14 protein-coding genes are annotated in these 14473 nt (G+C 62.1%); 7 read left to right on the top strand and 7 right to left on the bottom strand.

Annotated features, from left to right (window positions below; genetic code table 11):
* The first annotated feature begins 9 nt into the window (after positions 1-9).
* Complete coding sequence (locus BLQ09_RS04965) at positions 10-897, top strand: formate/nitrite transporter family protein (protein WP_027606050.1); 888 nt, start codon at positions 10-12, stop codon at positions 895-897.
* Here the strand turns inward: BLQ09_RS04965 and BLQ09_RS04960 are convergent.
* Positions 891-2150, bottom strand: coding sequence for a cation:proton antiporter (locus BLQ09_RS04960; protein WP_027606049.1), 1260 nt, complete (start codon positions 2148-2150; stop codon positions 891-893). The genes BLQ09_RS04965 and BLQ09_RS04960 overlap by 7 nt on opposite strands.
* A 192-nt stretch (positions 2151-2342) precedes the next feature.
* Between BLQ09_RS04960 and BLQ09_RS04955 the strand changes: the two genes are divergently transcribed.
* Entirely contained in the window at positions 2343-2729 is a 387-nt protein-coding gene (locus tag BLQ09_RS04955; RefSeq protein ID WP_027606048.1) for an MAPEG family protein, read from the top strand.
* Positions 2730-2776: 47 nt separating this feature from the next.
* On the opposite strand, the gene BLQ09_RS04950 is transcribed toward BLQ09_RS04955, so the two are convergent.
* Positions 2777-3964 (bottom strand): murein transglycosylase A, encoded by a 1188-nt coding sequence (locus tag BLQ09_RS04950; RefSeq protein WP_092355638.1) that lies wholly within the window; start codon positions 3962-3964, stop codon positions 2777-2779.
* A gap of 128 nt (positions 3965-4092) precedes the next feature.
* On the opposite strand from BLQ09_RS04950, the gene BLQ09_RS04945 reads away from it, so the two are divergent.
* On the top strand, positions 4093-4542 hold the full coding sequence (locus BLQ09_RS04945; protein WP_092355635.1) for a c-type cytochrome: 450 nt from the start codon (positions 4093-4095) through the stop codon (positions 4540-4542).
* Positions 4543-4548: 6 nt separating this feature from the next.
* Here BLQ09_RS04945 and BLQ09_RS04940 read toward each other — a convergent pair whose 3' ends face one another.
* The 5 genes from BLQ09_RS04940 to BLQ09_RS04920 all read right to left on the bottom strand — a co-directional run bounded on the left by BLQ09_RS04940 (position 4549) and on the right by BLQ09_RS04920 (position 9537).
* Positions 4549-4944: a DUF1090 domain-containing protein gene (locus tag BLQ09_RS04940; protein WP_027606045.1), complete on the bottom strand. Its 396-nt coding sequence runs from the start codon at positions 4942-4944 to the stop codon at positions 4549-4551.
* Between the two features lie 66 nt (positions 4945-5010).
* Positions 5011-6672: an NAD-dependent DNA ligase LigB gene (ligB, locus tag BLQ09_RS04935; RefSeq protein WP_092355633.1), complete on the bottom strand. Its 1662-nt coding sequence runs from the start codon at positions 6670-6672 to the stop codon at positions 5011-5013.
* 95 nt (positions 6673-6767) lie between these two features.
* On the bottom strand, positions 6768-7118 hold the full coding sequence (locus BLQ09_RS04930; protein ID WP_027606043.1) for a hypothetical protein: 351 nt from the start codon (positions 7116-7118) through the stop codon (positions 6768-6770).
* Between the two features lie 213 nt (positions 7119-7331).
* Complete coding sequence (metK, locus tag BLQ09_RS04925; protein WP_092355630.1) at positions 7332-8522, bottom strand: methionine adenosyltransferase; 1191 nt, start codon at positions 8520-8522, stop codon at positions 7332-7334.
* 19 nt (positions 8523-8541) lie between these two features.
* Positions 8542-9537 carry an ArsR/SmtB family transcription factor gene (locus BLQ09_RS04920; RefSeq protein WP_027606041.1) on the bottom strand — a complete coding sequence of 332 codons (996 nt, stop codon included), beginning with the start codon at positions 9535-9537 and terminating at the stop codon, positions 8542-8544.
* Positions 9538-9809: 272 nt separating this feature from the next.
* Here BLQ09_RS04920 and tkt point away from each other — a divergent pair, with 272 nt between their 5' ends.
* The 4 genes from tkt to BLQ09_RS04900 all read left to right on the top strand — a co-directional run bounded on the left by tkt (position 9810) and on the right by BLQ09_RS04900 (position 14439).
* Positions 9810-11807, top strand: coding sequence for a transketolase (gene tkt, locus BLQ09_RS04915; protein WP_027606040.1), 1998 nt, complete (start codon positions 9810-9812; stop codon positions 11805-11807).
* Between the two features lie 138 nt (positions 11808-11945).
* Positions 11946-13001: an erythrose-4-phosphate dehydrogenase gene (gene epd / locus BLQ09_RS04910; RefSeq protein WP_027606039.1), complete on the top strand. Its 1056-nt coding sequence runs from the start codon at positions 11946-11948 to the stop codon at positions 12999-13001.
* Positions 13002-13018: 17 nt separating this feature from the next.
* Positions 13019-14182, top strand: a complete 1164-nt coding sequence (locus tag BLQ09_RS04905; protein WP_027606038.1) for a phosphoglycerate kinase — start codon at positions 13019-13021, stop codon at positions 14180-14182.
* A 29-nt stretch (positions 14183-14211) separates the two neighbouring features.
* On the top strand, positions 14212-14439 hold the full coding sequence (locus tag BLQ09_RS04900) for a hypothetical protein (RefSeq protein ID WP_027606037.1): 228 nt from the start codon (positions 14212-14214) through the stop codon (positions 14437-14439).
* The last annotated feature ends 34 nt before the right edge of the window (positions 14440-14473 follow it).

The following is a 14473-nucleotide window of genomic DNA, read 5'->3' as shown; positions in this document are numbered from 1 at the left end:
GGTATCACCATGGCCACGCAAGAAGACGGCAAGACCCCCAACCTGTCCCAGGAAGAGCAGCAGGACGTCGACAAGAACCAGCCGCCCCGCGCGGCGGTGCTGCATGAAATTATCCGCACCCAGGGCGATCAGGAGCTGGAGCGAAGCGTCGCCGCCTTGTGGTGGTCGGCACTTGCGGCCGGCCTGACCATGGGCCTGTCATTGATGGCCATGGGGCTGCTCAATTCACGCCTTCCGGACGGAGAGGCCTTCAAGGTGATCGCCAGCTTCGGCTACTGCGCAGGCTTTCTCGCGGTGATCCTGGCGCGCCAGCAACTGTTCACTGAAAACACCCTGACCGCCGTGCTGCCGGTGATGAGCAAGCCGACCCTGGCCAATGCCGGACGCCTGTTGCGGTTGTGGTCGGTGGTGCTGGTGGGCAACCTCTGCGGCACCCTGCTGGTGGCCTACGTGATGCTGCACCTGCCGATCTTCGACACCAAGACCGACCTGGCCTTCCTCGAAATCGGGCGCAAGATCATGGAAAACGACGCCGGCCAGATGTTTGCCAAGGGCATCGTCTCCGGTTGGATGATCGCGACCATGGTGTGGATGATCCCGTCGATGGAAAGCGCCAAGATGTGGATCATCATTCTGATCACCTACCTGATGGCCCTGGGGGATTTCACCCATATCGTGGTGGGTTCGGCGGAAGTGTCATACCTGGTGTTTGCCGGCGAGTTGCCGTGGAAGGATTTCTGGCTGGTATTTGCTGGCCCAACCCTGGCCGGCAATATCATCGGTGGCAGCTTTATCTTTGCGTTGATCAGTCATGCGCAGATTCGCAGCGAGAGTAGCTTGCCGGGCAAGCACGCTGCGGACCCGAGGCATCCGCAGCGGATCAACAAGGATCAGTGAACGTCAGGTGCGGCCTGGGGTTCGCCCTGGGTCACGCGCTTGACCAGCTTGCCGATGCTCAGCCCCTGCAACAGGATCGACGACAGCACCACGATGTAGGTGATGCTCAGCAGCAGATCGCGCTCCGGGCCCAGTGGCAGGGCCAGCGCCAGTGCCACCGAGACCCCGCCGCGCAGGCCGCCCCAGGTCAGGATACGGATGGTGCCGCGCGGCACTGTGCGCCAGCGGCGCAGCAACAGGATCGCCGGGGCCACGGTCAGCAGGCGCGACAGCAGGATCGCCACCGCCAGCAAACTGGCCGCGAACACGTGCAGCCAGTTGAACGGCAACAGCAGCAGCTCCATGCCGATCAGCGCGAACAGCAGCGCGTTAAGCATGTCGTCCAGCAGTTCCCAGAAGCCGTCCAGGTAGCGCCGGGTCATGTCGTTCATCGCCAGCTTGCGCCCCAGGTTGCCGATGATCAGCCCGGCCACCACCATCGCGATCGGTGCGGAGACGTGCAGTTCGGTGGCCATCGCCGAGCCGCCGATGACCAGGGCGAGGGTCAGCATCACTTCGATCTGGTGCTGTTCGATGCTCTTGATCATCAGGTACACCAGGTAGCCGATGAGCCCGCCGAAGACCACGCCGCCAATTGCCTCATGGGCGAACAGCAAGGCCGTGGCGCCCACGGTAGGCGTCTCGCCCAACTGCGCGATGCCCAGCAATACGGTAAACACCACCACTGCCGTGCCGTCGTTGAACAGGCTCTCGCCCACAATCGTGGTCTTCAGCGGTTTCGACGCATTGGCGGTTCGCAGCACGCCCAGTACCGCAATGGGGTCGGTGGGCGAGATCAGTGCGCCGAACAACAGGCAGTAAAGGAAGCTCACGTGCCAGCCAAACAGGGCGAAGATGTAATACGCCAGGCTGCCGATCACCACGGTGGCGATCAATACGCCGAAGGTGGCCAGCAGGCCGATGGGCCAGCGGTAGCTGCGCAGGTCGTTCAAGTTGACGTGCAAGGCGCCGGCGAACAGCAGGAACGACAGCATCCAGTTCATCAGCAGGTCGCCGAAGTCGATCTGGCCGATCAATTGCTGGATGCGCTCCTCAAGGCCTGGGTAGCCGAGCACGCTCAGGCCTTGCAGGATCAGGGAGAACAGCAGGGCCGTGACCATCACGCCGATGGTGGGCGGCAGGCCGATAAAGCGGAAGTTCACATAGGTGAGCAGGGTTGTGAGGCAAATAAAGGCGGCGACAAGTTCAAGCATCCGGGGTCCTTGGAAGGTGGGGGTGGGTTGTTAATGGGGGATGGACCGCAGTGGCGGCGTGAGGTTGCAACGTCTTGGGTGAAAGTGCGGTAGAACCTTTCGGTGTCGCGCGGCTCATAGCGGTTAGGTGCGATATCGGGTTTTTAGTGCTAGAACTCTAATCGCTGCATAAAACGACAAAAGGACTGAGTGATGACGGCTGCTTTCTGGTGTGTGTTGATCGCGATTTTCCTGCCTTACCTGTGCACGGGCGTGGCCAAGTTCAGTGGCGGCAAGTTCGGGCCGCGGCAGAACCACGACCCGCGTGCTTTCCTGGATACCCTTGAAGGGGTTGCCAAGCGCGCCCACAGTGCGCAGCTCAACAGCTTTGAAGTCACCCCCGCCTTTGCCGCCGCGGTGATTATCGCCCACCTGGCCGGCACGGCCGCACTGGTGACCATCAATGTGCTGGCGGTGCTGTTTATCACCAGCCGCCTGCTGTACATCATTTGCTACCTGGCCGACTGGGCGATACTGCGCTCGCTGGTGTGGGCGGTGGGCATGGCGTTGATTGCGAGCTTCTTCTTCGTGTCGATCTGACTTGTGACGCAGATCCAGTTGTGGGGGGCACCCCTCCCACATTTGAACTAGAGCGTCTCCGGCACCTGCGGCAACGCCGCGCCCTTGGGCCACAGCATCCAGATCTGCCCTTGCTGCTTCATATTTCCCGCCAGCTCTCCGGCAGCGTCACCCGTGCCCCAGAACAAATCCGCGCGCACTTCTCCGGTGATTGCACCGCCGGTGTCCTGCGCGGCGACCGGGCGTGCCAATGGCGAGCCGTCGGGCTTGGTAGTCGACAGCCACAACAGGCTGCCCAACGGAATCACCTTGCGATCCACCGCTACGCTGTAGCCGGCGGTCAACGGCACATTCAGCGAACCGCGCGGGCCGTCATTACTGTCGGGGCGAGCGCTGAAGAATACGTAGCTGGGATTGCTGGCCAGCAGTTCCGGGATGCGCTCCGGGTGCGCCTTGGCCCAAGCGCTGATGGCGCCCATGGTCACGTCTTCTTTCTTCAGTTCGCCTTGCTCCACCAGCCAACGGCCGATAGGGCGATAGGGGTAGCCGTTCTGGTCGCCGTAACCGACGCGTAGCTGGCGACCGCCCTTGAGTTGAATGCGCCCCGAGCCCTGGATCTGCAGGAATTGCAGGTCCATCGGGTTGGTCAGCCAGGCAATCGGCTTGGCGGTGGAGCCCTGGCCGTTGATGGCGCTGGCATCGTCATAGGGCTTGAGCACGCGCCCTTCGAGGCGGCCGCGCAGGCGCTTGCCCTTGAGTTCCGGGTAGATGCTTTCCAGATTGACGATGATCAGGTCATCCGGTACGCCATACACGGGAACATGGGCGGCGGCGGTCCTGGTCAGGCTGCCGGGGTAGACCGGCTCGTAGTAGCCGGTGATCAAGCCGTTGGGGGTGTTGTCAGCCGAACGCAGGCCGAACACGTCCAGGCGCTCCTTGAGAAAACCGCGCACCGCCACGGCATCGGCTGGCACGGGACCCGCTGCTGCGCAGGTGGCCCCCCATATAGGGTCGGCCTTGAGGCGTTGGCAGGCGCTGCGCCAGGATTCGAAGCCGGCCAGCAGGTCGCTGTCGGACACGGCGGGCAACGCCTCCCAGGGAGCGCTTACATAGGTGGCGACGGCGTGGGGCTTGGCAGCTTCTTCTTTAGCCGTGTCTTTACCGCTGTCCTTGCCCGCGTCACAGCCTGCCAGCAGTGCAATCATCGGCAGAGCCCATGCCAGACGGCGGCTCAAGTGTTTCAATGTGAGATTCATACAAACGGTTCCTGAAGCGATTGCCCGCGCCTTAGCGCCTGTGGACAACCCTTATTATTAATAGGGCTATTGGTCTTTACGGGCAGGGCGAGGATACTGGCCGCCGTTTCCCGTGACCCTGAGCCGCCATGACTTTTAAAAAAATGACGCTTGTGCTGTTGGCCTGCCTGGCACTGTCCGCCTGCGGCGGCGTCGATCCGAATTCGCCCCTGGGCCAGCGCAAGGCGATCTTCAAGCAAATGCTCAAGACCGCTGAAGACCTGGGCGGCATGTTGCGCGGGCGCATTGCCTTCGATGGCGCGAAATTCGCCGAGGGCGCGGTCAAGCTCGATGCGCTGTCCCATGAACCGTGGAAACACTTTCCGAGTGTGCGCGAGGAGGATCACACCAGCGCCAAGGACGACGTGTGGCAAAAACAGGCGCAGTTCCAGCAACTGGCCCGCGATCTGGAAGCGGCCACCGGTGAGTTGGTGATCGCCAGCCAGGTGCAGCCCTACAAGGCCAGCAACCTTACGCCTGCCGTACAGAAAGTCGAAGATGCCTGCAGTGCCTGCCATAAACAATTTCGCGACCACTGACCGGTTTTACTGGTCGAGTTCTTCCACGGCGTCCTGCAGTTCCTTGCGTGACTCGGCGAGTTTGTCCTTACGCTTGTTGATCTTGTCCGCGTCGCCTTTTTTCATCGCCTTGTCGAGGTCGGCCTGACGGCGGCTGACCTCGTGCTTGGCGTCGAGTACCTTGTTTTCGCGCTCCTTCCTCAAGGCGGCATCCGTGCAGTTGGCGGTGACTTCGCTCAGGGCTTTTTCCAGGCCGGCTTGCTGGTCGCTGTTGCCGTGGGCCTTGGCCTGTTCGAGCTGGGTGCTGATGGCCTGGCGCTTGGCGGCACAGCCGGTGAGTGGAGTGGCTTCTTCGGCGGCGAGCAGTGGCGTGGCCATGAAGCTTGCGACGGTCAACAGGGCAAAAGGGGCGAGGAATTTCATGTGGAGCTCCGGGGTCGCAAATAGCAGGGTGAATTCTGCTGTGATTTAAAGGTGGCTGGGTCTGGTTCAAAACCCGTCTATTCCGGCCACACGTAATGTTTCAGCCAATGTCTGTACGTGTGGGTCGCGAAAAAAAGCGCTCAGTTGCGCCGCGCGACCCGGGCCGATGCCATCGATGGCCAGCCAGGCCTGGGTGTCTCTGGCGACCAGCGTCTGCCAGTTGCCCTCCAGGTTACCGCGTGCCGCAGGCGGTACACCCAAGGCCTTGAGCCATTGTACGAAGGGGCGTTGCCGAGCGCTGTGAAGGCTGTCGAGCAGCCGCGTGCGGCTGCGCTCACCGAAGCCATCAATGTTAGCAAGCTCTGCCGCATCCAGGGTTAACCAATCGAGAAAGCCTGCGATTAGACCGGCCTGGATCAATATGTTCCACGTCTCGCGGCCTATGTGCGGCAATGCCAGGCCCTGGTTGCCGCTCAGCCAGGTAAGGCGTGCGAGCAGCTGTTCTTCGCAGCCGGGGTCCAGCTGCCAGCAACTCAAGGCGTGAAAGTCCCGAGGGTCGGGCACTGGCAGGTCGACCCTGGTGGTATTGCGCAGGATCACCTGGTCCAGCCGAGGGATCACTTGGCCAGCCAGGCTGATGGACACCTGGTCGCCCGGGCGAATATCCAGGGCCTGCCAGCGCTTCAAGGAGCCGGCGCTGACCCGGCTGATCCGGCGGTCGTCCAGGCGCACCGGCTCCAGTTCCAGAATGGGGGTGATGCGTCCGGTGCGGCCGATCTTGAATTGCACCTGGCGTACCAGGGCCAGGGCTTGGGAGGCGGGGTACTTCCAGGCGACCGCCCAATAAGGCGCACTGGCCTGCCAGCGCTCAGCGGGTGCGCGCTGCGCCTGGTGCAGCACCACGCCGTCACTGGCAAAGGGCAGGGGGTGGTTGTACCAATAGGTGCGCCAATGTGCTGCTTCGATGATGTCCTGGACGGGCTGGCTGTAGCGCTGGCTGTCGGTGAACCCCCAGCGTGCCAGGGTGGCCAGGCGTTCGGTAAAGGCTGCGGGGCCATTCGGCCAGGCCCAGACAAACAGGCCGATGCCGGCGGCGTCGGTGTCGCTCAACTGCCGACGGTTCATCATCCCGGCCACCTTGCTGCGCGCGTTGAGCCCGCCGCGTGCCGATTGCACATGCTCGTCGAGGCGCCAATAAAGTTCGCCTTGCAGCACCAGGTCGATGGGTTCCGGCAGTTGCTGGACAATGCCGGGGATCTTGCGCGCGGAGGCCGACCAGTCCTGGCCCAGCTTGCCATCGCCACGGCTGATCAGCTGTTTCAACCGCCCCTGGCGGTACACCAGAGTCACCGCAACGCCGTCCACCTTGGGTTGGATCCATACATCCCGGCGCGTGCCCAGCCAGGCGCCCACGGCTTGCTCATCCAGGCGCTTTTCCAGGCCGGTATGGGCGACCGGGTGCGGCAAGGTGCCCCGTGAACTGGCCAGCGGATCATCAGGCGCGGTGGGGTTGGGGACGCACTGGCGCCAGTGGGCCAGGCGCTGGCGAGCCTGGTCGTAGAGTTCATCACTGACGGGGGATTGGCCGAGGCGGTGGTAACTGTCGTCCCACAGGCGGATTTGTTCGGCCAGGGTGTCGACCTGGGCCCGGGCATCATCAGGGCAGTTTTCAGCCCAGGCCGAAAAGGGTAGAGCGCTGAGTAGCAGAACAATCAGTAAACGCATCATGAGCATCCTTGCTCGGAAGGGGCGCCCAGCCTAAATGATCCGTTCACCCACAAAAAAGCCCCGACGCTGCGGGGCTTTTTACCGGGTGTTTCGGCTTACTTGAACAGGCCGCCCAGTGCTTTCACGGCATCAGGCTTATCAGCCTTGGCTTCCTGGGTTTGCTGCTTGGCGTCGGCTTTGGCCTGGGCTTCGGAGAGTTTGTCACAACCTTTGTTGATCTGGTCCTGCGCTGCTTTGAAGGCCTTCACTTTCAAGCTGTCTTTGCTGGCTTCGGCCGCATCGATCTTGGTTTGCAGGTCTGCGGATTGCTTTTGGCAGTCGCCGGAATTGCCGACACCCAGCTGGGAGCCCAGGGCGCCACTCAGTGCGCTCAGGTCGGCGGCGTGGGCCGGCAGGGCGAACAGGCTGAGCAGAAGGGCGGCAGGGGCGAGCGTGGAGATGCGCATGAAAAACCTCAATGTTCGATTGCCTGCGCACTTATGAATCCCGGGCGGGTGCAGGGCAATATCCAAAATAAGGTGAAGGCCCGAGAGGGCGCGGATTCTAGAGGGCCATTATTGTGCCTGCAAGCTTTGGATCCAAAAAATGTGAAGGCGCTCCCGCAGGCAATAAAAAGCCCCGCCGGGCAAACCCGGCGAGGCTTTATGTACCGTGTGCGATTACAGGCCGGCGGCAGTGCGCAGGTCGTTGGCGCGGTCGGTTTTTTCCCAGGTAAAGGTGGTGAAGGTGTCGTCGCCGACGGTCTTCTGCGCAGGGGTACGACCGAAGTGGCCGTAGGCTGCGGTTTCCTGGTACATCGGGTGCAGCAGGTCGAGCATGGTGGTGATCGCGTAAGGGCGCAGGTCGAAGATCTCGCGCACCAGCTTGACGATCTTGTCATCGCTGATCTTGCCGGTGCCGAAGGTATTCAGCGAGATCGACGTAGGCTGAGCCACGCCGATGGCGTAGGACACCTGAATCTCGCAACGCTCGGCGAGGCCGGCAGCAACGATGTTCTTGGCCACGTAGCGACCGGCGTAGGCAGCGGAGCGGTCAACCTTGGATGGATCCTTGCCGGAGAACGCGCCACCGCCGTGACGGGCCATGCCGCCGTAGCTGTCGACGATGATCTTGCGACCGGTCAGGCCGCAGTCACCGACCGGGCCGCCAATGATGAACTGGCCGGTCGGGTTGATGTGGAACTGGGTGTCCTTGCTCAGCAGTTCGGCCGGCAGCACGTGCTTGACGATCAGCTCCATCACGCCTTCGCGCAGGTCGGCGTAGGAAACGTCCGGGTTGTGCTGGGTCGACAGTACGACCGCGTCAATGCCGACCACCTTGCCGCCTTCGTAGCGGCAGGTCACCTGGGACTTTGCGTCCGGGCGCAGCCAAGGCAGCACGCCGGATTTACGCGCTTCGGCCTGGCGTTGCACGAGCTGGTGCGAGAAGGTGATCGGTGCCGGCATCAGCACCTCGGTTTCGTTGCTGGCGTAGCCGAACATCAGGCCCTGGTCGCCGGCGCCCTGGTCTTCCGGCTTGGCACGGTCGACGCCCTGGTTGATGTCGGGCGACTGCTTGCCGATGATGTTCATCACGCCGCAGGTCGCACCGTCGAAACCGACGTCGGAGCTGTTGTAGCCGATGTCGGTGATCACGTCACGAACGATCTGCTCCAGGTCAACCCAGGCGGTAGTGGTCACTTCGCCGGCGATGATCGCTACACCGGTTTTCACCAGGGTCTCGCACGCCACACGGGCGAACTTGTCTTCAGCGATGATGGCGTCCAGCACCGCATCAGAAATCTGGTCGGCGATTTTGTCCGGATGCCCTTCAGACACGGACTCGGAGGTGAAAAGGGAGTATTCGCTCATCTCGATGTTTTCCTGATATTTACCGATGGTGAGTGTCGCCAGTCGGTCGCTGAAAGTGGCGGACCTGGATCTGGAAACCATTACGTAAACCTACATAGAGGCTTTCCCCGGGAACGAGTCCCGCAGCGGTGGCCCAACGGGCCAGATCGTCCTGTTCAAAACCCAACCAGAGATCACCGCAGGCCTCCCTGGCCCAATTCTGGTTGTGGCTGCATAAATCCGTAACCAACAGGCTACCGCCGGGGTGCAGCAACCCGGCCATTTGCTTTAAAGCGTCGGCGGGGGCGGCGAAATGGTGCAAGACCATGTTCAGCACCACGCAGTCGGCCTTGATCGTTGTGCTGCTCAGGGCGTCAGCCAACTGCAGGCTGACATTGCCCAATGCCTCGCGCTCACAGAGCTGGCGTGCCAGTTCGAGCATCGCCGGGCTGTTGTCCAGCGCCGTGACCTGCCGAAAGCGGCGGGCCAGTTCCGGCAGGAAGCCGCCATCTCCAGGCCCGACTTCCAGCGCCGTCGCTTCTTCACTGAAGCTCAGCTTGTCCAGCAGCGCCAGTACGCTGTCGCGGTATTGGGCCAGGCCTGCGATCAAGTCCTGCTGGGCGCGAAATTTTTCGGCAACCCGTGCAAAAAAGTCCTGGCTCGCGGCGGCACGTTGCCCATGGACCTGGCCGATGCGTGACTGCACGTCATGGGGCAGGCTCAGGCTGTCCACTTCCTCAAGCAGGGCCGCGTGCAACTTGCCGCCGAGCAGGTCGGCGTGGGGCAGGGCGCGGCGGTAGAAAATCGCATTGCCTTCGCGGCGGGTGGCGACCAGGTCGGCCTGGGCCAGCACCTTCAGATGGTGGCTCATGCCCGACTGGCCGATGGCGAAGATCTGTGCCAGTTCCAGCACGCCGAATGAATCGTTGGTCAGTGCGCGCAATACGTTCAGACGCAATGGGTCGCCAGCGGCCTTGCACAAGGCTGCCAGCTCTTCGCCGTCGTCAGGACGCAGGGTGGGCACGGGTAGGTTCATAAGGCCAGCAGTCTAGTGACGGGTGAGTATCCCCGCAAGGCCAATATCAAAAAGTTTTGATATTGGTCGATAAGTGGCGGTTATAAGCAGCCGCTATAACCTTTAGACGAAGCGGTTAAAGGTTTCTGCAAGCGATTGCCGCCCAAAGCACAGGAAAAACACCTGCAAGTGACTATCTGTCATTGCCCGCAGGCGGTGGCTGAGGGAAAATGCCGATCCTTTTTTCCGTTTCTTTTAATCATTCACTCTTCAAAATCCTCAGGAGAACAGCGATGCCCAGCCGTCGTGAGCGTGCCAACGCCATTCGTGCCCTCAGCATGGATGCCGTGCAAAAAGCCAACAGCGGCCATCCCGGTGCCCCGATGGGCATGGCGGATATCGCCGAGGTACTTTGGCGTGATTACCTGAAGCACAACCCGAGCAACCCGTCGTTCGCCGACCGTGACCGCTTCGTGCTGTCCAACGGCCACGGCTCGATGCTGATCTACTCGCTGCTGCACCTGACCGGCTACGACGTCACCATCGATGACCTCAAGAGCTTCCGCCAGTTGCACAGCCGCACCCCGGGTCACCCTGAATTCGGCTACACCCCAGGCGTCGAGACCACCACCGGTCCCCTGGGCCAAGGCCTGGCCAACGCCGTAGGTTTCGCGCTGGCCGAAAAAGTCCTGGGCGCGCAATTCAACCGCCCTGGCCACGACATCGTCGATCACCACACCTATGTGTTCCTGGGTGATGGCTGCATGATGGAAGGCATTTCCCACGAAGTCGCGTCCCTGGCCGGTACCCTGGGCCTGGGCAAGCTGATCGCCTTCTACGATGACAACGGCATCTCCATCGACGGCGAAGTCGAAGGCTGGTTCACCGACGACACCCCCAAGCGTTTCGAAGCCTACAACTGGCAGGTAATCCGCAATGTCGACGGCCACGATCCGGAAGAGATCAAGACTGCCATCGACACCGCCCGCAAGAGCGCGCAGCCGACCCTGATCTGCTGCAAGACCACCATCGGCTTCGGCTCGCCGAACAAGCAAGGCAAGGAAGACTGCCACGGCGCCCCATTGGGTGACGCTGAGATCGCCCTGACCCGCGAAGCGCTGAAGTGGAACCACGGCCCGTTCGAAATCCCGGCCGACATCTACGCCGAATGGGATGCCAAGGAAAAAGGCCTGGCCACCGAAGCCGAGTGGGATCAGCGTTTCGCTGCCTACTCCGCCGAATTCCCTGAGCTGGCCAATGAACTGGTGCGTCGCCTGGCCGGTGACCTGCCTGCCGACTTCGCGGAAAAAGCCTCGGCCTACATTGCCGAAGTCGCGGCCAAGGGCGAGACCATCGCCAGCCGTAAAGCCAGCCAGAACACCCTGAACGCCTTTGGCCCGCTGCTGCCTGAGTTCCTCGGTGGTTCGGCCGACCTGGCCGGTTCCAACCTGACCCTGTGGAAAGGCTGCAAAGGTGTCTCGGCCGAAGACGCCAGCGGCAACTACATGTACTACGGCGTGCGCGAATTCGGCATGAGCGCCATCATGAACGGCGTGTCCCTGCACGGCGGCCTGGTGCCTTACGGCGCGACCTTCCTGATGTTCATGGAGTACGCGCGCAATGCCGTACGTATGGCTGCGCTGATGAAGAAGCGCGTGATCCATGTGTACACCCATGACTCCATCGGCCTCGGCGAAGACGGCCCGACGCACCAGCCGGTCGAACAACTGACCAGCCTGCGTACCACGCCGAACCTGGATTGCTGGCGCCCAGCCGACGCGGTGGAATCCGCGGTGGCCTGGAAGCACGCGATCGAGCGCAAGGACGGCCCTTCGGCGCTGATCTTCTCCCGTCAGAACCTGCAACACCAGGTGCGTACCGACGCGCAGATCGCCGACATCAGCCGTGGCGGCTACGTGCTCAAGGACTGCATCGGCGAGCCGGAGCTGATTTTGATCTCCACCGGTTCCGAAGTGGGCCTGACCGTTCAGGCGTACGACAAGCTGACTGCCCAAGGCCGTAACGTGCGCGTTGTGTCCATGCCGTGCACCAGCGTGTTCGAGGCCCAGGACGCCGGCTACAAGCAATCGGTGCTGCCGTTGCAGGTCAGCGCGCGTATCGCCATCGAAGCGGCGCACGCCGACTACTGGTACAAGTACGTGGGCCTGGAAGGCCGCGTGATCGGCATGACCACCTACGGTGAGTCGGCGCCGGCGCCAGCGTTGTTCGAAGAGTTCGGTTTCACCCTGGAAAACATCCTGGGTCAGGCTGAAGAGCTGCTGGAAGACTAAGTCAGTCTGCGTTGTCTGTACTGGCGCTATCGCGGGCAAGCCCGCTCCCACATTTGGATCGCGGTCTGATGTGGGAGCGGGCTTGCCCGCGATAGCGTCAGAACATTCAACACCGAACTAACCTTGATCGAGAACCCCATGCCCCAACCGCGTCCCTACAAAGTTGCACTCAACGGCTACGGCCGCATTGGTCGTTGCGTCTTGCGTGCTCTGTTCGAGCGAGGGGCGGCAGCCGGGTTTGAAATTGTCGCGATCAACGACCTGGCCGACATGGCCAGCATCGAATACCTGACACGCTTTGATTCCACCCACGGCCGCTTTCCCGGCGAAGTGCGGGTCGAAGGCGATTGTCTGCATATCAACGGCGACTGCGTGAAAGTGTTGCGCAGCGCCACACCCGAGGGCATCGACTGGGCGGCGCTGGGCGTCGACCTGGTGTTGGAATGCTCCGGTGCCTATCACACCCGTGCCGATGGCCAGCGTTTCCTCGACGCCGGCGCACCGCGTGTGCTGTTTTCCCAGCCGATGGCCAGCGAGGCGGATGTCGATGCCACCATCGTCTACGGCATCAACCAGGATTGCCTGACCGGCAGTGAGCTGCTGGTGTCCAACGCCTCCTGCACCACCAACTGCAGCGTGCCGCTGTTGCGCCTGCTGGATCAGGCGATCGGCCTGGACTACGTGTCGATCACCACCATCCACTCGGCGATGAACGACCAGCCGGTGATCGACGCCTATCACCATGAAGACCTGCGCCGCACGCGCTCGGCGTTCCAATCGGTAATTCCGGTATCCACCGGTCTGGCGCGCGGCATCGAACGCCTGCTGCCGGAACTTGCCGGGCGAATCCAGGCCAAAGCCGTACGGGTGCCGACGGTGAACGTGTCCTGCCTGGACATCACCATGCAAACCGTCAGCGACACGGATGCGACGGAGGTCAACCGGATCCTGCGCGACGCCGCCACCAGCGGCCCGCTCAAAGGCTTGCTGGCCTACACCGAGTTGCCCCACGCCAGTTGTGATTTCAACCATGACCCGCATTCGGCGATTGTCGATGCCAGCCAGACCCGCGTTTCCGGCCCGAGGCTGGTGAACATCCTGGCCTGGTTCGACAACGAATGGGGCTTTGCCAACCGAATGCTGGATGTTGCGGAACATTATCTGCATATCGCCTCTAAACAACCTCAACAGTAATTCAGGAACTGCCACCCATGACCGTGTTGAAGATGACCGACCTCGATCTGCAAGGTAAGCGCGTACTGATTCGCGAAGACCTCAACGTCCCCGTCAAGGACGGTGTTGTCACCAGCGATGCGCGAATCCTGGCCTCGCTGCCGACCATCAAGCTGGCCCTGGAAAAAGGCGCGGCCGTGATGGTCTGCTCCCACCTGGGTCGCCCGACCGAAGGTGAGTTCTCCGCCGAAAACAGCCTCAAGCCGGTAGCCGACTACCTGAGCAAGGCCCTGGGCCGTGATGTGCCGCTGGTGGCTGACTACCTGGGCGGTGTCGACGTTAAGCCTGGCGACATCGTGCTGTTCGAAAACGTGCGCTTCAACAAAGGCGAGAAAAAGAACAGCGACGAACTGGCCCAGCAATACGCCGCCCTGTGCGACGTGTTCGTGATGGACGCGTTCGGCACCGCCCACCGTGCCGAGGGTTCGACCCACGGCGTGGCCAAGTTCGCCAAGGTGGCGGCTGCCGGCCCATTGCTGGCGGCTGAACTGGAGGCATTGGGCAAGGCCCTGGGCGCTCCGGCCCAACCGATGGCTGCCATCGTTGCCGGCTCCAAGGTGTCCACCAAGTTGGACGTGCTCAACAGCCTGAGCCAGATCTGCAACCAGTTGATCGTTGGCGGTGGCATTGCCAATACCTTCCTGGCGGCAGCAGGCCACCCGGTGGGCAAATCCCTGTACGAGCCGGACCTGCTCGACACCGCCCGTGCCATCGCCGCCAAGGTCAGCGTGCCGTTGCCGGTGGACGTGGTGGTTGCCAAGGAGTTCGCTGAAACCGCCGAAGCCACCGTCAAGCTCATCGCCGACGTGGCCGCCGACGACATGATCCTGGACATCGGCCCGCAAACTGCAGCCAATTTTGCAGAACTGCTGAAAGCCTCCCAGACCATCCTGTGGAACGGTCCGGTCGGCGTGTTCGAGTTCGACCAGTTCGGCAACGGCACCAAAGTGCTGGCCAAGGCCATCGCAGACAGCTCGGCATTCTCCATCGCCGGCGGCGGCGACACCCTGGCGGCCATCGATAAATATGGCGTTGCCGACCAGATCTCCTACATTTCTACCGGTGGCGGCGCATTCCTCGAATTCGTCGAAGGCAAAGTCCTGCCCGCCGTTGAAGTGCTGGAAACCCGAGCCAAAGGCTAAGGCTCGTGATCCGGAAAAGGAGTGTTCCCATGATCAAGTCGTTGGCAATGGTGATCGCAGCGGGCCTGTTGGCCGGCTGCGGCAGCACGCCAAGCGCAGCGCCGGCGGCAGGCAAACCTGCCACGGAGCAGAAAAAAAGCTGCTATCAGGCTGACTGGCAAGCCGAGACCATGCCGGTAATCAACAAGCGCATCGGCAACGAACGGCTGGAGAAATACGACTCCGCGCCCAACGGTCAGGAACAGGGTTGCCCTTGACGGGTCTGATCAACTAACCGACGGCATCGGCGGC

This window comes from Pseudomonas sp. NFACC25, from assembly GCF_900100935.1.
GTDB classification, from domain to species: Bacteria; Pseudomonadota; Gammaproteobacteria; order Pseudomonadales; family Pseudomonadaceae; genus Aquipseudomonas; species Aquipseudomonas marginalis.
This window is presented reverse-complemented; position numbering and strand designations above follow the sequence as displayed.